Source organism: Pedobacter antarcticus (assembly GCF_900103515.1).
GTDB lineage: Bacteria > Bacteroidota > Bacteroidia > Sphingobacteriales > Sphingobacteriaceae > Pedobacter > Pedobacter antarcticus.
Map to the genome: position 1 here is coordinate 91,910 of NZ_FNGZ01000005.1, position 19,484 is coordinate 111,393.

Below are 19,484 nucleotides of genomic sequence, written 5' to 3' on the forward strand. Positions count from 1 at the left end.
ATTTATTTTTTGCATCAATTCTGAGAATACTTACATGAATATGATGAGCAGAAGAGTTTAACTCAAGCGCTCAATTTTACCTGCATGCCAGATGGATGGCATACAGGTAAATTCTGCTGATTAATCTGCATCGTATATAATAACCTTCTCAAATAATTCTCTGAAGTTATTGAGGAAGGTTTGATGTACCGGGTGAACCTGATAAGCGTCATGTCCTTCCATATTCTCAAAAAAGGCGACCAATGAGAATGTATAAGTGGTGTCTACCACGCTGCGTGAAATATCAGCTGGTGTGCCGATGTGAATATTGGTAATGCTTTGAATCGCTGAGAGAGACTCTAATCCGGCTCTGAAATCGCTTTTCTGTGCTGTCGTGGTTTCTGGTTTTAACCAGAATAATACGTGGTGTGCAATCATAATTTTTCTTGTAAATGTAGGAAATGACTGCGATTTAGGTTTCTGATTTTTAACTATATTTATAAATAATCTAATAGAAAATGGTCAGAATTGGTTTACTACTGGTGCATCATTATCGTTTATTAAGTGTTGCAGCTATACTGGATGTCTTTGAAACTGTAAATCAGCTGGCAGGCTCGGCTCAGGAGAATCTACCTTTCGAAATTTGCTTCTATTAGCAATCTGCCGATTTTAAAAATGACTTTTTTGAAAATTATGCTATTCGCAGTACTGCAGATACGGGCGATCTTCCTGATCTGATCTTAATTCCCTCCTTTAAGCATGAAAATATCAGCACCGCAATTCAGGATAATCTGGAATCTGTAGGCTGGCTAAACAAAATGGCTGCTCAGGGATCTGAAATTGCGACTTTCTGCACCGGTGCTTTTCTTCTGGGTGCGTCTGGATTATTGTCCGGCAAAATAGCAACTACACATGTTGATGCCTGTACCGCATTCCGGACTGCATTTCCCGATGTAAATTTACGTGCTGATTTGACCGTCACCCACGATGGTGGTTTATACACCAGCGGGGGAGCAACGTCAAGTTTTCATTTAATGCTGCACCTGATCCGAAAATTCTGCGGGAGCAAACAGGCAATTGCGGTAGCCAAAATATTCGCGATTGATATGGACCGGAAACAACAGTCTTACTTTAGTACATTTAATATCGAACGCACTCACCTTGATCCTTTGGTTAAACTAGCACAGGAGAAAATAGAGGAGGGGTACCAGCAAACAGTCACTATCGAAGAACTGATCAAAGATATCCCCTCCAGCAGGCGTAATATGCTTCGCCGGTTTAAACTGGTAACCGGCATCACACCAATTGAATACCTGCAGCAAACCCGCATAGCAGCCGCTAAAAAATTACTCGAGCAAACTGCAGAACAAATGAACGAAGTGATCTACAAATCAGGCTATTCTGATCCAAAGGCTTTCCGTAAGGTTTTTAAAAAAAATGTAGGTATGACTCCCAAGGCATACCGGGATAAGTTTTATTATGGGTGATTGATTAATTATAAATAACTTTGAGCATATTTATATCATTCTTCCCTAAAATATCCAACATCTTTAAATGCGTCTTTATGCCTAGTACGGTAACTAATAAAATTTTCAGTTTGTATGTCAAATTAAGGTATCCTAAGGTACCAGCTAATTTAAAATATTTTTATCGCGATACATTTAGCTGTGAATTGGTTCAGCTTAAATATCTGGCTAAAGATTATATCACCAAGACGCCGTATAAAGAAATTGCATTTGATGGTGAGTTCGCACCAGAGCTGCAGTTTGTTTTACCTTTTGCCTACTGGCATCATAAAAACGGGACATTGAAGAAAACTATTTCTTCGAAATTCACTAAGGAGTTCTACTTTTTTTCACCTGATCATCACGAAGAGTTCTCAACCAGGACTAACCAGGGTAACTATAACTTTGAGATGCCAAGAATTTTGTACAGTCATGACTATAAAATGAGTAAATGGCTGCCGGTTCCGTTAAAGGACCATTACAAGAATGATATATATAAATACGATAAACCAACACTGATCATCGCAAACCGTTATAATATGGAATGGGATGGGCCGCCTATAAGTTTCTATAGTTTATTGCAGCTTGATTATATTATAAGTAAGCTGAAAGATAAGTTTACTATTATCTATAATCGCCCGAGGCCGGAAAATATTACAGGAGATAATAGTGAAATATATGATTTGAAGGAATTTGAATGGCTGGAGAAAGAACATCCTGAGGTTCTGTTAATGGAAGATCTTTATAAAGCGAACAAAGATAAAGTGAACAACTTTAATCATCTTCAGCTTATGGTATATGCCAACTCAGATCATTTTATTTCTGTTCATGGAGGAACCGCTGCGTTAGCTAGTTATTTTGGTGGTGTAAACCTGATTATATCTAAACAGGGGCCTGAACATCATTTTAATTGCTACCAGAAATTGTACCCTCAGTTATCTGGAGCAAGAATTTTTCATGCTAAGACCGACCAGGATGTAATAGATTTAGTTGATCTGCACTTTTAAAGTACAGATCAACCGACTTATTATGCGTTTTTTTTCTCTAGGTGTGCGGCAATAATACTGGCTATCTGAGCCGTTCTGTTTTCCCAGGTATTCTTAGCTGCCAGCTCTTTTCTTTTCTGTATTAATTCTTCTGAATTCGTCATTAACGCCGTCCGGATTGACAGACTGAAAGATTCTGCATCCGAGCAGTAGGAAACCTGATCTTCTGTAAATTCCCTCAGATCATCATTAAAATCTGTCGCTATAACCGGCTTTCCAGCACCAAGATATTCAAATAGCTTAATAGGAAAGATGGTATTACTTACTTCATCTTTTTTAAACGGGATAATTGCAATATCAAAGCTTTTGATTAACTGGGGAACTTGATCATAAGGGATAGCACCTAGCAAATGTACATTTTCCAGTTCCGCCAAAGATTGCGGCAGATATGTAGCTGTTACCGGACCTGCCAGCACAAATGAATAATCGGGATTGGCTTTCGCTACTTGTTGCAGTAACTGGTAGTTTATTCGTCGCTCTATAGTTCCCAGATAACCGACTATCGGAGATTTAATTCCTCTGACCTGAGCATGCACTGATAAATTTTTGTCCTGAACTTTTTCCAGCAGATCAGAATCCGTTGCATTTGGAACAAAATAGGTATTCTTATTCTCCTTCGATTTTTCCCGGTATAAAGCCATGCTCGTACAGATAACAAGATCACTTTTGCTAACGAGTGCTGCTTCAGATTGTATGCCGTGCTTCATGTCATACGGAACGATCATGGGATCAACGCAATGATATACAGTCAAAAGCGGATGGAGCCCCTTAGCAATATCCGGATAGTGGAAATTGAATGAATTTATAAAGATGAATTCTTTTATTTTTTCCGCTTTAATTATTTTTTTTAAACGTTTTCTGATCAGACATTCATTGAAATAGAGTATATTCCTGTAAGTTTTTCCTTCAGGTAAGAAATTAACAGGAATAACAGGTGGAGTAATCACGATCTTCAAACCCGGCAATTCAGTCTCCAGCAGCCCATCTGAGAAGATAGAATACTTCTTTAGTCGTTCGGCAGACAGGCCGTTCTTTTTTAGTAAATGAGAAAAAAAATCTTTAATTGTAAATGGATAGTCGATAAAAAAGACCTTATTATGCAGGGCAAGGTTTTGAGCTATAAATACCGATGTCGCCTGTATTGGTCCATCGTATCGGGTATTTCCCAGTATAATGATCACCTTGTCTTTTAAAACCATAAAATCATCAAGTTAATTTTTTCACGCATAGTATAAATTTAGATAAATATTCTTCACTGGTGTATTCAGGTACTTGGAGTATTGATATTGTATTAGTAAATTGGATGGATGAATTAACGACTTTATTATTAAATTGCAAAGTAGTTAATAGAAGGCCAAAAGTGTGCCGAACCATTTAACTTTAAATCTTTGTGGTTAATATACTTTACAGCAGTTAATTTTTGTTATTTCTCGAGTACGTACTTTCTCATTTGAGAAAGTAATTACCCAGTTTTAATACCCAAAAAACCGATTATGATAAGAAAATAACCTCATTACTATAGTTATCGCAATATTTTTGATCTGTTTCTGGCTAAAGCGTACTTCTGGGTGGTTTTTTGCATACATATCTGTAGATTTGATAAATCGGGACCTTTTAAGCTGTTGACTAATTCAATAAAACTTTTTAAAAAATAATACTAAATATAAGTCTGCAGAAGATGAAGAAGCAAATATTACTCGTTGATGATGAGCCTAGCATTTTAAAGTTATTGAACTTTATTCTGAACAAACAGTATAATATATATGCTGTTGAAAGCGGATACAAGGCTCATTTATGGTTTGAAGATGGCAATCTGCCAGATCTTATTATTCTTGATCTTCATATGCCATATTTTGATGGCTCATCGTTTTTAAAGAGTATAAAAATAAGTGGGTTTTATAGGGATATACCTGTAATTATTCTTTCTGCGGCTGAAGACCTGGATAATATTGTTTCTAATTTGCCATTTAAAGTGGAGGCATATTTTCCAAAACCATTCAACCCTGAATTCTTAAAAGAGGAGATAGCCAAAGTTTTAAATTCAAATCAAATTATTGCCAATTAATAAATGGAGAACAACAAAAGAGTTAGTTTAGTTTATTCGGGGTCTAAACATTTCTCCGAATCGGCCGAAGCATTAAATAATATGTTTAATGTCGTTGCAGTCGCGGATAATGTATTACTTGAGGATCATTTAAATAAAATGTCTCTATTTTCTACGCCTGATGTTATCATGATTGAAGCGGACGACGAAGAACTGGTTTTTTCACTAGTTGAAAAAATTAAAAGTAATCCTTTAACAAGTGGTCTCATCATAATCCTGATAGGGGATAGACAGGATTTGAAGCTCAAATTGAGAGCAATTAAAGCTAAAGTGCACGACTTGTATGTTCATCCATACGAAGTTGATGTGCTGAATGAAAGACTTAATTTTTTGATTAAATTCAAGCTGATCAAACCTAATATCGAGCAACTGTCTGTTATCAAAAAAAGAAATGAATACCATGTTCCATATCCAAAAAGAATTTTTGATATGATTGCTTCTGGCGCGGTATTATTAGTGCTCTCTCCGATTCTTCTTCTGGTCGCAATTTTGATTAAGCTTGATTCAAAAGGCCCGGTTATTTATAAAAGTAAGAGAGTCGGTACCGGGTATAGAATATTTGATTTCTATAAATTCAGGTCAATGAAGGTTGGGGCTGATGCAGAATTAAAGAATTTATCAAACCTGAACCAGTACGCTGATGACGGAAGTGGTTCTAATGCATTTGTTAAAATTAAGAATGACCCACGTGTTACCAAGCTTGGTAACTTTTTAAGGAATTCCAGTCTGGATGAAATTCCCCAGTTATTCAATGTAATTAAGGGGGATATGTCTTTGGTTGGTAATCGTCCATTGCCACTCTATGAAGCTGAAATGCTAACCAGCAATGAATGGTCTCTACGTTTTCTAGGACCTTCCGGGTTAACAGGATTATGGCAAATCAGTAAACGGGGAAAAAGTGAGATGTCAGACACTGAGAGAAAGCAACTAGATAATTTTTATGCTAAAAATTATTCAGTCTGGTTTGATCTCAACATTATGTTACGCACAGTTCCCGCTTTATTCCAGAAAGAAAAAGTTTAAAATCTAAAATCTATATTTAACTTAAAAAAAATGAAAAAGCTTTACATTTTTCTTCTATGCTCTTTATTTACCCTTAGCGCTTCTGCACAGGAATCTATCATAGGTGATATCAATTACTCGTTACTTCAAAAATATATTGAATTGGCGCGGCTTAATTTTCCCCGCACTAAGATATTTGAAGCCCGGGCTGAAAGTGCAAAGACTGCTATTCCAATAAATGCAGTTTCTTATCTTGATATATTCAATGTGTCATACTTTTACAGACCTGATAAAAAATCTGATGTGTTAAATCCAATCAATCCCTATACGGTGAACGGTTTCCAGTTTGGAGTATCTTTGAACCTCGGGAATTTTCTTCAAAAACCTTACATTGGAAAAAAAGCTAGGGCAGATTATAAAATAGCCCAGTTAGAAGCCCAGGAGTATGATATGTCACTCGGTACTGAGGTTAAAAGGAGATATTATGCTTATATTGAGCAACTCGGACAACTTAAAGTTAATACTCAAAGTGTTCAGGATAATAAAAATGTAGCCGAGAATTTAAAATATAAATTTGAAAAAGGTGAAATCTCACTTGAAGTGTATAATCAGTCGAGAATAAATCTTGCTGCTGCCAATACCGCTAAAATCACCTCTGAAGTTAGCTACCTGACAGCAAAAGATGCGCTGGAAGAAATTGTAGGAAAACCTCTTGCTGAAGTTAAATAAAAAAAAATATATCATCATAAATAATGGATTTTAAGGCTTTTAATTCTCATCTCAAACGATATAAGTGGCTTATTATACTTGTGCCGCTCGTTACTGTTGTGGTGGCCTATCTTTTGGTTAAAAATTTACCTGATCAGTATAAGTCACAGGCTCAGATATCGACAGGTCTGATTGACCAGTCTAAGCAAGTTGCTACGACCGAGCAAAACCTTGACTACTTTAAACTCAGTCAGCAATTTTCCAATATCATTGAGAAAATTAAGATGAAGAAGATTTCGAGTATTCTTTCCTATCATCTGATTTTACATGACCTCGAAAATCCAGGCCAGTCTTATAAAAAGTACAGCCCAAAGTTGGATTCTTTATCAGATCCGCAACGGAATGAACTAATTGCTTTATATAAGGAAAAGCTTCAGAAAAAGACCGTACTTACTCCGGTAGATAATAAAGGTAAATATCCGCTTTATGATATTGTCGTCTCTATGGGTTACGATGAGAAGGGAATAGATAAAAACCTTGAGATTAACAGAAATGACGGGAGTGATTTCATTAACGTAACTTATACATCTAATAATCCCGAACTTTCTGCTTTTGTCGTTAATACGTTGACAACAGAGTTTATTAGGAATTATACGCTGGATGTCGGCTATAATCAGAATAATTCTATGGTTCTCCTGGATTCGCTTTTGAAAACGAAAGAAGCCACAATGAATGCAAAGAATGCTGATTTAAAGCAGTTTAAGATGCAGAATGGGGTAATTAATTTAGACAAGCAGTCTGAAGCGGTTTACTCTCAGATTTCTCTCAATGAAGAACGTAAGGCTCAGGCTATTAGTGCTATTCAGGCTAATTCGGGAGCAATTAGAGCAATTGAAGCGAGGCTGAGGGGTAAAGATCCACTTGCTGGCGGGAACGTCATTTCCCAAAACAGGGAAATAGTAAATCTTAAAAATCAGCTTAAAGTTGCAAATGACAGGTATATAGATGGTGGTTTTAAAGTAGCAGATAAAAAAAGGGTTGACTCGTTAACCAATTTGATGTCAGAAAAAACGGCGGCTAACTCTGATCAGAATATTACAGATCCAACTGTAAATAAACAGAATTTAATTCAACAGAGATCGACGCTGGAGATTGCTATGAATCAAGCAAAAAGCAGTATTTCTGCAATTAACAGGGAACTTGCGGTTTTGAAAGGTAAATACAATAGTATGGTTCCTTTTGATGCTGGTATCCAGAATTATGAAAGAGACGCCGATTTAGCTACAAAAGATTACATGGATGCCTTAAATAGGTATAATCAAACGAGAACGGAGCAGAATATTGGTCTGAAGCTTAATATTGCCCAGGTTGGTCTTATCGGAACGCCGGAACCGTCGAAAAAAATGGTTCTTACAGCTGCCGCCGGAATTGGTAGCTTTGCGCTTTGTTTTATGACTGTTGTACTGTTGTTCTTCCTTGACAGGTCTATTATCAACGCGAAGCAATTAACGGCACTTACTTCCCTACCGGTAATCGGACATCTTCACTACGTAAATATTATTAAATCTTTCAAGGAAATATGGGGAGATGGTGACGCTCCTGAATACAAGGTTTTTAAAAATCAGCTTAGAACCTTACGCCTGGACATATCCAGTGAAATGGATAGGGATAGCAGCAGGATTCTGGGAATAACAAGTCTTGGTAATGGAGAGGGTAAATCTTTTATTTCATCCAGTCTTGCTTATGCATTTGCTAAAACAGGAAAGAAAGTTCTGTTGATCGGTGGTGAGTCGCAGGCAATCGAAAATGAAAAAACTAAGGAATTAACGGCAAGAGGCAATTTTGAAACTTTTCTGATAAAAAGGGAGATTAATGCGAATGACTTAATTACTGTCCTGAATAAAAATGAGGATAACACCTCCTTGCTTGAAATTCAGAGTTTGCGGAATCTGCGGGCCGGATTTGACATTCTTAGAAACGAGTTCGATTTGATTATTATAGATATACATAGTATAAATGAGGTAAATCTGGCCAAAGAATGGCTTTTGTTCGCAGAGAAAACTATTGCGGTATTTGAATATGGCAAAGTCTTGTCAGATGAAGAGAAGGAACTTCTTCCATATCTAAAAGAACAAAAAGGATTTATTGGGTGGGTCTTAAATAAAATGAAGGCGGATTATAAGGGTAAATCTTAATTGTTGAATCTTTGATGGTGAAATCATCCGGGCGGGAGCGCTATAATAAATTAAAGATTATACTAATTTCAATTGCTATTGCATTAAGCATCGGAATTGGTGTGTTTGTAGGTGATGCCGGAATTATTTTACCGGTTGGTGCAATTGCGCTAGCTATACTGGTCGGTATTGAACTTTATTTCATCAAAAAACCTAATGCGATCATTTGGGTTTTATTATGCTTCATCTTCACTTTCATGATCCTCACCAGGGAAATTGGAGGAGGTCCATTCGGGATTATGCAGGAAGGAATTATGATTCTGGGCTGCCTCACTTTAATTTTTAGTCCTGATGAGCAGAACTGGAAAACACTTAATAATGATTTGTGTCTGCTAATGCTTACATGGCTTATTATCAGCGTTCTGGAGATAGCCAATCCTGCAGGAGCAAGTGTGCAAGGTTGGCTTCAGGAAATCCGGGCTGCAGCTCTTTACCCTTTTCTAGTCGTCGTTATTGGTTTCCTGGTGTTGAAACGAAACCGCGATCTTAATGTATTTCTCGGTTTAATCATCGGGTTTTCTCTTCTCGCAGCTTTCAACGGAATGAAACAGTTGTATATCGGTCTATCTCCAGGAGAACAGCGGTTTATTGACGAGGGCGGCTACGTTACACATATTCTTTTTGGCAGGTTGAGGGTCTTCTCTTTTTATAGCGATGCAGGTCAGTTTGGTGCTTCGCAGGCGCACATAGGATTGATAGCTCTTGTGCTGTCATTGGGCCCTTTTAAAATGTGGAAAAGAGTCCTGCTGTTTATCGCATCTTTGATCTTATTATATGGGATGCTTATTTCCGGTACAAGAGGCGCCATCTTTGCGCTGATTGTCGGGGTGTTTGTTGCGCTTGTCCTTAGTAAAAAATTTAAGGTGATGATTATCGGAGGTTTAATTGCGTGCTCTTTCTTGTTCGTATTAAAGTATACTTATATCGGTAACAGTAACTACGAAATTTACCGGCTAAGAACCGCTTTTGATCCCAAGGAGGCTTCCTTCAATGTCAGAATTACCAATCAGCAAATTTTACGGGAATATTTGAGTACCCGGCCGCTGGGCGGCGGCCTTGGTGTTATCGGGGTATGGGGACTAGAGTATAATAAAGATAAATTCCTTTCTACAATTGCACCGGACAGTTATTGGGTCAAGGTTTGGGCTATGTATGGAATTGTGGGGTTTGTCATCTGGTTTGGTATAATGATGTATATCTTAGGGAAGTGTTGCGGAATAGTTTGGAACATCAAGGACGAGCGGCTCAAAATCAAAATGATTGCTTTAACGTCTGGTTTCGCAGGTATCTTGATTTGTAGCTATGGAAACGAAGTCATCAATACAGCGCCGTCATCATATATAGTTTACATTTCATGGGTTCTGGTGTTTTTAGGACCGAAAATTGATGAAGAGTTAAGAAAAAAAGTAAATATACCCTTAGTCCAGGATTAATATGCCATTTGAAATTTTCGTTGTTCCAGCTGCTATCTGTTTTGTGTATGGTTTCTTAAAGGGATTTGAAGTATTTAAGAATAAATAATTTTATACGATGTCATTAACAGATAGAATAAAAAACAACCCGGTCTTGAAATCATTAGCCCTCAAGTTAATGATTCCCGCGAATGAACATAAACCAAGATTGTGGGTAAGTCTTTTTGTGAATCCTTTTATACATAAAAGGGGACGTAGTTCTATTATAAGACGGAGGACAAGACTCGACGTGTTTCCGTATAATAAATTTGATTTAGGTAATTATTCTGTTATTGAGGATTTTGCAACAATTAACAATGGGGTTGGGGATGTAATTATCGGTGAGCACACCATTGTCGGAATCGGTAATGTAATTATAGGACCTGTGACGATAGGATCGGATGTAATGCTAGCTCAGAATATTGTTATATCTGGTTTAAATCACGGGTATGAGAATGTAGATATTTCGCCTCGTAAACAAAAGGAGATCTGTAAACAGGTGCTTATAGCTGACGATGTATGGATAGGGGCAAACTGTGTGATAACTCCAGGTGTCAGCATTGGAAAACACGCTATTGTCGGTGCTGGAAGTGTAGTTACCAAAGATGTAGTAGCTTATACTGTTGTTGTAGGCAATCCTGCTAAAATGATAAAAAAATATAATCACCTTACCAGGGTCTGGGACAAGGTATAATCGGGGGATTCCATTTTGACTATATACATAATAAAGGTGTTTAGATATGATTAACTTCGGGGGGCATTCAGAATTTGAAGTTGTCATTATTGGGCAGCAGCCATGGGATGTCGAGATTGGTAGCAACAGTAAGGACCTTGCTTTAGAACTCTCTAAAAAGCATAGGGTTCTTTATGTGAATTCTCCATTGGATCGCATCACACTTTACAGAGAGTGGAAAAACCCCAGAGTTAAGAAGCGAAGGGCAATCATAAAAAACAAAAAGATTGAGATTGTAAAGATCCAGGAAAATCTCTGGAATCTTTATCCGGATTGTATGCTGGAATCTATCAATTGGATTGGCAGTAATTTTATATTTGACTGGGCCAATAAATACAATAATTACAAGTTCGCCCAGTCGATTAAAAAAGCCTTAAAATTACTTGGGTTTAGTAAATTTATGCTGCTTAATGATAACGAGATGTTCAAGGGTTTTCATCTTAAAGAATTTCTTGACCCGGTTTTGAGCATTTATTACTCCAGAGATAATATGGTGGCAGTTCCATACTGGCGAAGACACGGGCTACGGTTGGAGCCGGCTATTATTGCTAAGTATGATTTGTGCATTACCAACTCAACCTATCTCACGGATTATTGCCGGCAGTTTAATACCAATTCATTTTATGTCGGACAGGGTTGCGATTTTAAATTTTTTACTGGAATACCTGGACCTTACCCATTCGCAGAAAAGTTTTCCGGGCCCGTTATTGGCTATGTCGGGGCTTTAGAAAGTGCACGTTTGGACCAGGATATTATTGCTTATCTTGCAAAGAACAAACCTGATTGGACGATAATTATGGTCGGTCCGGAGGACAATGCATTCAAAGCTGGAAAACTGCATAGTTTTAAAAATATTATTTTCGCGGGTATCAAGCCTATGGAAATGCTGGCTGATTATATCAGAATATTTGACGTGTGTATTAACCCCCAGCTTATTAATGAAGTCACAATTGGCAATTATCCGCGTAAAATAGATGAGTATCTGGTAATGGGTAAGCCTGTGGTGGTAAGCGCTACAGCAACTATGGAATCATTTAAAGATTTCGTGAGTCTGGCTAAATCTAAAGAAGATTATCTGGAACTTATAGAGTCTGTTCTCCGGGATGATAATGCAGAACTTCAGAAAGCCAGAACTGAATATGCATTAACTCATACTTGGGAAAATAGCGTGGATAAGATTTATCGCGCAATTGAAAAAACTATTTCGGCACATAAATAGCCGCTGCTTATGGAAATTTTAAAAACTGTCTGGATTATATTCCATTTTTTTATGGCTTTTTATTTTATTCTCCCTGTCCTGCTTTTATTAATAAAGCTGGTCCGGAGAGCAGATAAACCGAGTAATCCCATTATCCGGGAATTTGATTATGCAGTAATAATTACTGCCTATCAGCAGACTAACTTATTGCCCGCACTAGTTGATTCCGCATTAAAGCTAAATTATTCAAATTATCTGATTTACATCGTAGCTGATAATTGCGATATCTCCAATTTAAATTTTAATAGTGATAAGGTTGTTCTTCTAAGGCCTGAGCACACTTTAGCTAGTAATACTAAATCACATTTTCATGCAATACACAATTTTAAAAGGCCACATGAAATTTTAACGATTATAGATAGCGATAACCTGGTTTCCCCTGAGTATCTTAATGAACTCAATCATTTTTTTGCAGATGGATATGTTGCAGTTCAGGGTGTCAGACAGGCTAAAAACCTGAATACAAGTTATGCATGTCTGGATGAAGCAGGAGATATATATTATCGTTTTATTGACCGGAAATTGCTGTTTGAATGCGGTTCTTCTGCCTCACTTGCCGGTTCGGGTATGGCTTTTACAACTCAGTTGTACCGGGACTGCCTGGAAACGATTGAGATTGAAGGGGCTGGTTTTGACAAAGTACTCCAGATGCAGATCTTGAAAAGAGGCTATAGGATAGCTTTTGCAGAGAAAGCTATCGTGTTTGATGAAAAAACTGCGAAGTCAAACCAATTGGTAAATCAACGCGCGAGATGGATTAATACATGGTTTAAATATTCTGGTGAAGGCGTTAAATTAATTGGGAGAGGACTTGTTAATTTGAATCGTAATCAATTTTTCTGTGGACTGGTTTTTTCCAGGCCGCCTTTGTTCATGCTTGCTTTAGTGACCGTCATTGGCGTTTTTGTCGACGTGGTCCTTCTACCGGAAATGTTGTACTTCTGGGGCATTGCAATCATCTGCTTTCTGGCAGTTTTTTTTGCTGCACTTTCTTATTTTAAAGCACCTGGTATAATTTATAAGGCACTGGTTAATATCCCTAAGTTTATTTTTTTACAGATACTGTCTCTACTGAAAGCTAAACGCGCAAATGAGATTTCAGTTGCAACTGTGCATTACAGCGATCAGCATATCGACGAGGTCGAAAACTCTATCAAATAATTAGTCTTTAATACATCGGAAATGACAGCGACAAAAAAAACTAGGATTCTCCATGCTATCAGGCAAGGTAAAATAGGTGGTGGGGAAACTCATGTACTCGATCTTGTACACCAGCTGAACCGGGATAAATTTGAATCTGTAATCCTAGCTTTCACACCTGGTCCGATGGTAGATCAGCTTAAATCTGAGGGTTTTACTGTGTATGTTGTACCAACTGAACGTCCTTTTAACTGGAAGGCCTGGCCAGCTGTTACACAGATATTAACTGACGAAAATATAGATTTGGTTCATGCACATGGAACCAGGGCTAATTCGAATACTTTTTATAGTGCGAAAAAGCTGAACATACCTTTGGTATATACGGTTCATGGGTGGTCATTTCATCCTGACCAGTCTATGCCCGTAAAGTTTATCAGGGCTCAAAGTGAGCGTCTGTTAGTCAGCAAGGCAGATCATACAATTTGTGTTTCCCAAAGTAATCTTGCAGACGGCAAAAAGAAATTTCCTATCTCAAGAGGTTCGGTAATTGTTAATGGAATCAACCAGAATAAATTTAATCCTGACCAGACTTTTCCGGATTTTAGAAAAGAAATAAATATCGACAACAGCGTTGTACTAGTCGGTTATATTGCAAGGATAACTGTGCAGAAAGATCCTTTCACCTTTTTACGTGCTATTGCACTCACGCCGGAGGTAATCAAATTTGTAATTATAGGAGATGGAGAGCTTAAGCCTGAGATGCTCAGGCTTGCGGGTGAACTGGGATTGACCGACAGAATAGTTTTTCTGGATTTTCGTAGTGATATTCCTTCTATTCTTAATGCTATAGATATATTTTGTCTACCTTCTTTATGGGAGGGGCTGCCCATTGCATTGCTCGAAGCAATGGCCATGAGAAAGGCAATTGTGGCTACAGCAATTGATGGCACCCGGGACCTGGTTAGACAAATGGAAAATGGAGTATTGGTACCTGTGTCTGAATCTTCAAAACTAGCCGACGCGATTACGACGCTGGCATCGGACAGGAATTTGAGAGAAAGACTTGGGGAACAGGCATACAGAACAATTAAGGACAATTTTGGTGTTGAGGAAATGGCCTTAAAAATTGAGAACGTTTATGATAAGGTTTTAGGACTAAAGTAATGAACAGGCGAACTTCTTTAAAGTATTTACTCGGTGCAGGTCTTTCAGGCTCTGCAATTGTTGCCGTATATAAGTTCACCGGTTGGGAGAGCCCGGATATCGAATATCTCGCAGGTAAACAACCGACAATTGCTGAACTTGCGGAAATGATAATACCAAGAACGGATACACCCGGTGCTAAAGACGCCAGGGTGGATCAGTTTATAATCCGTATGATAACCGAGGGCTCTGATAAGAAAACGCAGCGTAATTTTATAAAAGGTTTAAAGCAACTGGAACAATATGCTTTAAACTATTATGAAAACGAGTTTATAAATTGTAGCTATAAATCCAGGTATCAGATTTTGAGTTATTATGAAAAATCTTCTGGATATTCGTCGGCAATACTAAATAAGATCAGCAATAGATTGTTGGGTAAGCCATTTTTTATAAAACTAAAGGAGTTAACGGTTGAGGGATATTGTACATCTGAAGTTGGTGCCATGCAGGGTCTTGCTTTTGATTATGTGCCAGGCGATTATCTTGCTTGTACACCTCTGCAGTTAAATCAGAAATCCTGGGCAACAAAATAGTATGTAATGTATATATCAGGGAAATCTAAAATTGAGGCGACTTTTGATGCCATTGTTGTTGGCTCTGGAATAAGTGGCGGCTGGGCGGCAATGGAACTTTGTAAAAAGGGAATGAAGACTCTTTTGCTGGAAAGAGGGAGAGATGTTAAGCATATTCAGGATTACCCGACTGCAAATCTAAAACCCTGGGATTTTGGCCTGCGCCTTAATTTTAGTGAGCAGGAGAAGCAGAATAATCCTAAAAAAACACAATACGCCGATGCTGGTAGCCAGTCATTCTTCGCTAATGATGTTGATCATCCATATCTGGAAGAGAAGCCTTTTAATTGGATCAGGGGATACCAGGTCGGTGGGAGGTCACTTACTTGGGGCCGTCAATGTTATAGGCTCAGTGATCTTGATTTTGCGGCAAATAAGAAGGATGGTCATGGGGTTGACTGGCCAATAAGGTACCGTGATATTGCTCCCTGGTACAGCTATGTTGAAAATTTTATAGGCGTAAGTGGTCAAAACGAAAATCTGGGTCATCTTCCGGACGGTTCTTTTCTACCCCCGATGGAATTAAATTGCATAGAAAATCATCTTAATAATTCCATTAAAAAACATAACGGCGACAGGTTGCTTACTATCGCCCGGGTGGCGAACCTGACTAAAGGATGGGATGGAAGGGGGCCCTGCCAAAATAGAAACCTATGTACGAGAGGGTGTCCTTATGGTGGTTATTTTAGCAGTAACAGTTCTACGATTCCTGCCGCTTTCCAAACAGGGAATCTGACACTGCGGCCATATTCAATTGTTTCAGAAATAATCTATGATAATAAATCCGGTAAAGCATCTGGAGTAAGGGTGATAGACACATTAACAATGGAAACCTTTGAGTATTCAGCAAAGGTTATCTTTTTAAATGCCTCCACAATTGCTACAGCGGGTATTATGCTTAACTCAAAATCGTCCAGATTCCCCGATGGATTTGGAAATGACAGTGGCGAGTTGGGGCATAATCTAATGGATCATCATTCCTCAGCGGGTGCACAAGGCACACATTCTTCGTTTCAGGACTCTTATTATAAGGGAAGACGGCCCTGTGGTTTTCTTATACCCAGATTTAGAAACCTGGTTCCAGACACGAATGCTGCTTTTCTCAGAGGGTACAACATTCAGGGTGACGGAGAGCGCTACGGATGGCAGGAAATGGGGCGGAATGCAGGATTTGGCGCTGATTTTAAAAAGCAGTTGACGCAGCCTGGCGAATGGTCAGTTTGGATGGCCGGCTGGGGCGAGTGTCTTCCTTATCATGATAACCGCGTATCCCTTGATAATGATAAAAAAGATAAATGGGGATTACCGCTTATCAAAATAGATTTTGAATTTAAAGAGAATGAGAAGAAGATGATGGCGGATATTCAGCATACCTCACAACAGATGCTTGCGGACGCGGGTTTTAACAATATTGACAGTTTTAATTATAAAACTGTTGGAGGCGGCACTGTTCATGAGATGGGAACGGCAAGGATGGGTGAAGATCCAAAGACTTCTGTATTAAATGGTAATAATCAAATCCATGCTGTAAAGAATGTTTTTATAACAGATGGAAGTTGTATGACTTCATCTGCTTGTCAGAATCCTTCTTTAACTTATATGGCATTAACTGCGCGGGCATGTAATTATGCCGTGGAGGAACTTAAGAAAAATAATCTTTGATAGTCATATCATCTTAAACTAAAGAAAATTTGATATCGGGACTCTTTCTTATATCTTAGACGAAAAGAAATATTTATAGTTTCTCCATAGCTGTAAATTGAGATTTTCATACACTTCCAAAAAATATTGTATTAATTTACTATCTAAAAATGCTTTCATTAAAAAAGATACTGTCTCCTCTTAATAATATACATTTTCAATCTCTAGCAGGAAACGGTGTAATGGCAGTTTTTGGAATGCTGATCATTGCCATTCTTTATCGTGCACTTTCTGTTCAGGATATAGGTGTCTACGTCTTTTTTATGACAGTACTTGGGTTGATTGATACCCTCAGATCGGGATTTATCACAACCGCTTTTATTAAATTTTATTCCGGTACTACTGGTGCCGTTGCTAAGGAAATAGCTGGATCAGCCTGGTGCCTTGCTTTGATAATCACGGGGTCATTAATTGTACTAAACGTACTTTTTTACTTGCTGCCGCCTTTTAGTGAAAATGAAGGTGTTGTACTTTTTATTAAGTACTTCTCGATAATCACACTGGCAACTTTACCTTCTTTTATGGCTACTCTCATAGTGCAGGGAGATAAGAGATTTGACAGGCTTTTATGGTTGAGGCTGATTAATCAGACGTTATTTACAGGAACAGTGGGGGTATTAACTTTTATGGGTACTGTAACGCTGACCTCTATAATCTATACTTACATAATTACTAATCTGATAGCAGGTATTGCCGCTATCTGCTTTGGCTGGACCATGATAAAGTCAATAACCAATGCAACACGTAAATCTTTTTTGGATCTTTTCCATTTTGGGAAATACAGCGTTGGAACAATGGTTAGCTCGAATCTTTTTAAGGTAACTGATATCATGTTTATCAACTTCTTTTTAGGACCTGCAGCATTGGCGGTATACAATCTTGGTGGAAGGCTGATGCAATTAATTGAAATTCCTTTATTAAGTTTTGTTGCATCGGGTATGCCGAGCTTATCTGCCTATTACAATAACAATCAGAAAGCTGAAATGATATTTGTGATGAAAAAGATGATTGGAATGATAACTATCTTCATTTTTCTGATTGCTTTGGTTTCAATCATTTTTGCGGAACCGATTATTGCTTTGATAGGTGGTGGGAAATATGTAAATACCGAAGCTCCGCATTTATTCCGGATGTTTATGAGCATCGCTATTTTCGCACCCGCAGACAGGTTTTTCGCACTCACACTCGATGTTATTCATAAACCGAAGATTAACTTCTTTAAAATCTTAATTATGCTCGCTGCAAATGTCGCAGCAGATTTCATCGGAATGATGTTCTTCAAATCAGTTTATACGATTGCTATAGCTAATGTGATCCCGGTACTGCTCGCTATAATTATAGCTTATCCTCCTTTAAACAGATTTCATAAATTCAGTTTCTGGAATATATATGTGATTGGTTTTCAGGAAACGGTTTTATTCGTTAAACAAATCTTTGCTACTATTTTTGCCAGAACGAGATAAGTAAGATTATTTAATAATAAAGGGATAACAAAAAAGCAGCAAGTCTATCGCTGCTTTTTTGTTATCCCTTTATTTCAGATCAGTGTTTTCTAATTCTGGATTTTTAATGCATTGATATCGGGAATCCCGGCTTCAGCTGCAGTTGCAAAGTATTTATTATTAGTTTGTACTGGCACTGTGTTCGCCTGCTGACTAACAATGTAGCTTTTAGGGTTTGGCGCAGGAAAATCAAATCCGGTATTATTATATACTTCACATTTCCCACCCTCTAAACTATAAACATCTACTACAACACCGACCCAGTCTTTGCTGGTATTCAGTTTACCACAGATATTGTTATAGACTTTAACATTTGAATAGGTTGTTTTGCCGCCGATAATCATGCTTGCAAATGACTGGACTTCAAAGCCGGAATATTTTCTGGAATTCACTACAGTATTATTATAAATTAATACTTCTTTCGGAGTGGTACCAAAACTTCTTGTCCAGGCCCGAATCGCATTTCCCTGATGATTGCGTATGAGGTTGTGATGAAAGGATCCACTACCCTTCATTGTGAAAATACCATTGTGATTGTTGTTTGCACTGTTTACATCAATAACAGTATTGTGGTGGATATTATAGTCATCGGCATTTTCCGCAAGAACAGCGTCTCCACTATTTGAGTTCCGGAAGTCCAGATAGGCAACTTCCAGTTTCTTAATAAGGCCACGTATCACACCATTCTCAACGCCTCCTTCCAGATGAAGAAAAGAGCCGGTATTAGAACAACTATTGTTCAGGAACCTGACATTATTGGAATATGATGATGCGCTGCCGTCATATACAATCTGGCCGGAATTAAAATAGACTACATAATCTCCAATATTTTTGAATGCGAAATTTTGTACTGTGAGGTTTTGCACTGTACCTGTCACTGAAATCGATCGGTGCTGGGGACTGTCTCTTGATACAAATCCGTAAGTAATACCAGCAGTTCCTTTACCTGAAATTGTCAGGTTGCTCACCTTACTGAGGAAAATATGATCACTATTTCCCGCAATCTCTACCAAGCCATCATTTTGAATGGTGACATTACAGCCGGTATTAATATTTTTGATATCGATACTTTTATAAGTACCACCTTTAATTTTGATGACATCATCACAGGCAAGTCCTAGCTTGGTACCATCAATTATCAAGTTTCCGGAACCTGTGCCTAATGGGATAGTCCGGCCTTTACTTCCCTGAGCCGGAGGCTTTACCTGCGTTGTGTCCCGAGGGGTTTCGGGTTTAGTAATTTCTTGTGCTATCTGACCCTTCTTGCAGGACATTAACAGAAAAGCGAGGAGGAGAACAGGTAATAGTTTATGAATTTTATTCATTTTGAGTTTTTAATAATAATT

At 38.1% G+C, this 19,484-nt stretch carries 18 protein-coding genes; 15 read left to right on the plus strand and 3 right to left on the minus strand.

Going from position 1 to position 19,484, the window contains the following annotated elements; all coding sequences use genetic code 11:
* Window positions 1–120: 120 nt before the first annotated feature.
* A complete protein-coding gene (locus tag BLR53_RS12025) occupies window positions 121–417 on the minus strand; it encodes a Dabb family protein (protein ID WP_037443231.1) in 297 nt (98 codons plus the stop codon).
* Window positions 418–497: 80 nt separating this feature from the next.
* Here BLR53_RS12025 and BLR53_RS20175 point away from each other — a divergent pair, with 80 nt between their 5' ends.
* The 3 genes from BLR53_RS20175 to BLR53_RS12035 all read left to right on the plus strand — a co-directional run bounded on the left by BLR53_RS20175 (window position 498) and on the right by BLR53_RS12035 (window position 2,491).
* On the plus strand, window positions 498–635 hold the full coding sequence (locus BLR53_RS20175) for a hypothetical protein (RefSeq protein WP_244889500.1): 138 nt from the start codon (window positions 498–500) through the stop codon (window positions 633–635).
* Window positions 636–758: 123 nt separating this feature from the next.
* The gene (locus BLR53_RS12030; RefSeq protein WP_342342069.1) at window positions 759–1,466 is read left to right on the plus strand and encodes a GlxA family transcriptional regulator; all 708 of its coding nucleotides are present in this window, start codon (window positions 759–761) and stop codon (window positions 1,464–1,466) included.
* Between the two features lie 77 nt (window positions 1,467–1,543).
* Entirely contained in the window at window positions 1,544–2,491 is a 948-nt protein-coding gene (locus BLR53_RS12035; protein ID WP_074589981.1) for a hypothetical protein, read from the plus strand.
* A gap of 20 nt (window positions 2,492–2,511) precedes the next feature.
* Here BLR53_RS12035 and BLR53_RS12040 read toward each other — a convergent pair whose 3' ends face one another.
* A complete protein-coding gene (locus BLR53_RS12040; RefSeq protein WP_074589983.1) occupies window positions 2,512–3,729 on the minus strand; it encodes a glycosyltransferase in 1,218 nt (405 codons plus the stop codon).
* A 479-nt stretch (window positions 3,730–4,208) separates the two neighbouring features.
* Here BLR53_RS12040 and BLR53_RS12045 point away from each other — a divergent pair, with 479 nt between their 5' ends.
* The 12 genes from BLR53_RS12045 (at window position 4,209) to BLR53_RS12100 (ending at window position 18,099) form a co-directional block, all read left to right on the plus strand.
* Window positions 4,209–4,595: a response regulator gene (locus tag BLR53_RS12045; protein ID WP_037443336.1), complete on the plus strand. Its 387-nt coding sequence runs from the start codon at window positions 4,209–4,211 to the stop codon at window positions 4,593–4,595.
* A gap of 3 nt (window positions 4,596–4,598) precedes the next feature.
* A complete protein-coding gene (locus tag BLR53_RS12050) occupies window positions 4,599–5,657 on the plus strand; it encodes a sugar transferase (RefSeq protein ID WP_037443335.1) in 1,059 nt (352 codons plus the stop codon).
* A gap of 30 nt (window positions 5,658–5,687) precedes the next feature.
* Window positions 5,688–6,365 carry a TolC family protein gene (locus BLR53_RS12055; protein ID WP_037443332.1) on the plus strand — a complete coding sequence of 226 codons (678 nt, stop codon included), beginning with the start codon at window positions 5,688–5,690 and terminating at the stop codon, window positions 6,363–6,365.
* Window positions 6,366–6,388: 23 nt separating this feature from the next.
* Window positions 6,389–8,539 carry an exopolysaccharide transport family protein gene (locus BLR53_RS12060; protein ID WP_037443330.1) on the plus strand — a complete coding sequence of 717 codons (2,151 nt, stop codon included), beginning with the start codon at window positions 6,389–6,391 and terminating at the stop codon, window positions 8,537–8,539.
* Window positions 8,540–8,553: 14 nt separating this feature from the next.
* Window positions 8,554–10,011, plus strand: coding sequence for an O-antigen ligase family protein (locus BLR53_RS12065; RefSeq protein WP_037443328.1), 1,458 nt, complete (start codon window positions 8,554–8,556; stop codon window positions 10,009–10,011).
* A 97-nt stretch (window positions 10,012–10,108) separates the two neighbouring features.
* Window positions 10,109–10,723 carry an acyltransferase gene (locus BLR53_RS12070; protein WP_037443325.1) on the plus strand — a complete coding sequence of 205 codons (615 nt, stop codon included), beginning with the start codon at window positions 10,109–10,111 and terminating at the stop codon, window positions 10,721–10,723.
* Window positions 10,724–10,769: 46 nt separating this feature from the next.
* Window positions 10,770–11,981, plus strand: a complete 1,212-nt coding sequence (locus BLR53_RS12075) for a glycosyltransferase (RefSeq protein ID WP_074589985.1) — start codon at window positions 10,770–10,772, stop codon at window positions 11,979–11,981.
* Between the two features lie 9 nt (window positions 11,982–11,990).
* Window positions 11,991–13,181, plus strand: coding sequence for a glycosyltransferase (locus BLR53_RS12080; RefSeq protein ID WP_074589987.1), 1,191 nt, complete (start codon window positions 11,991–11,993; stop codon window positions 13,179–13,181).
* Window positions 13,182–13,202: 21 nt separating this feature from the next.
* Entirely contained in the window at window positions 13,203–14,324 is a 1,122-nt protein-coding gene (locus BLR53_RS12085) for a glycosyltransferase family 4 protein (protein ID WP_074589990.1), read from the plus strand.
* Window positions 14,324–14,896 (plus strand): gluconate 2-dehydrogenase subunit 3 family protein, encoded by a 573-nt coding sequence (locus BLR53_RS12090; RefSeq protein WP_037443319.1) that lies wholly within the window; start codon window positions 14,324–14,326, stop codon window positions 14,894–14,896. The genes BLR53_RS12085 and BLR53_RS12090 overlap by 1 nt, the downstream gene beginning before the upstream one ends.
* Before the next feature lie 6 nt (window positions 14,897–14,902).
* Window positions 14,903–16,597: a GMC oxidoreductase gene (locus BLR53_RS12095; protein ID WP_074589992.1), complete on the plus strand. Its 1,695-nt coding sequence runs from the start codon at window positions 14,903–14,905 to the stop codon at window positions 16,595–16,597.
* Between the two features lie 149 nt (window positions 16,598–16,746).
* Complete coding sequence (locus BLR53_RS12100) at window positions 16,747–18,099, plus strand: lipopolysaccharide biosynthesis protein (protein ID WP_051760133.1); 1,353 nt, start codon at window positions 16,747–16,749, stop codon at window positions 18,097–18,099.
* 89 nt (window positions 18,100–18,188) lie between these two features.
* Here the strand turns inward: BLR53_RS12100 and BLR53_RS12105 are convergent, their stop codons facing one another.
* A complete protein-coding gene (locus tag BLR53_RS12105) occupies window positions 18,189–19,463 on the minus strand; it encodes a right-handed parallel beta-helix repeat-containing protein (RefSeq protein WP_037439458.1) in 1,275 nt (424 codons plus the stop codon).
* Between the last annotated feature and the right edge of the window lie 21 nt (window positions 19,464–19,484).